1 protein-coding gene is annotated in these 1,027 nt (G+C 68.7%); it reads left to right on the top strand.

The features are described 5' to 3' along the window. Window positions 1-43: 43 nt before the first annotated feature. The coding region (locus Y705_RS19160) for an MraY family glycosyltransferase (protein WP_081737972.1) at window positions 44-1,027 on the top strand (984 nt) is incomplete at its 3' end.

Genomic DNA, 1,027 nt, shown 5'->3' with positions numbered 1-1,027 from the left:
GGCAGCGAAGCCTCCCTCCTGCCGCGAGGGACAGGGCCATCCAATGACCCTTCTGCTGATTGCCGTACCCGGCACCGCGTTCCTGGTGAGCGTGCTCCTGCCCTTCGTCGTCAAGCCGCTGCTGGCGCGCTGGGGGGTGCTCGACATACCGAACGACCGATCCTCCCACTCCTCCGTGGTGATCCGGGGAATGGGCGTGAGCGTGGCCGGCGGAATCCTGGTGGCGCTCGCCCTGTCCCTGGCCACCGGCCTGGTCCCCGTGGACCGTTCCCTGGTCCTGATCATCCTCCTCATGGTGGCAGCGGCGTCGTTCCTCGGCTGGCTCGAGGATTTCCGAGGGCTGCCCATCCGGGTGCGGGCGGGCAGCCAGCTGATCGTCGGCGCCCTGGGCACGGCCGCACTCGCCTACACCATCGACCAGAGTTACTGGTGGGTGCCCTTCGGTGCCCTCGCCGTCGCGGCCTACATCAACGTGGCCAACTTCATGGACGGAATCAACGGCGTCTCGGGGATGCACGGAATGCTGGTCGGCGTCTTCTACGCGATCGGGGGGATGCTCAGCAACCAGCTGTGGCTCGTGGTCGCCGGCCTCGTCGTGGCTGCGGCCTTCGCCGGGTTCCTGCCGTGGAACCTCGGCCGGGGGTTCGTGTTCCTCGGGGACGTGGGGAGCTACCTCCTGGGGGCGTCGATCGCCGCGATCGCCGTCACCGGCCTCCTCGCCGGCGTGTACATCGAGTACCTGCTCTCACCCGTCCTCATCTATCTGGCCGACACCTTCACGACGTTCCTTCGGCGGGCCCGGCGCGGCGAACGGCTGTACGTGTCGCACCGCCAGCACGTCTACCAGCGACTCACCGACACCGGGCTTAACCATGTGCAGGTGGCTCTGCTTGTCACCGCGTTCTCGGCGGTCACCGGGGCCGCGGGCTTCGTCGTCGCCACGGCCGACGCGCCCGTCGCGGTGAGCGGATCACTGCTCGCGGCCGGCGTCGTCGCCCTGTATCTGTACTCGCCGCGGATCCTCCAC

It is taken from the genome of Arthrobacter sp. H41 (genome assembly GCF_000520535.1).
Classification (GTDB): Bacteria; Actinomycetota; Actinomycetes; order Actinomycetales; family Micrococcaceae; genus Arthrobacter_D.
The sequence above is the reverse complement of the archived record's forward strand: the minus strand, read 5'-3'. Positions and strand labels throughout refer to the sequence as shown.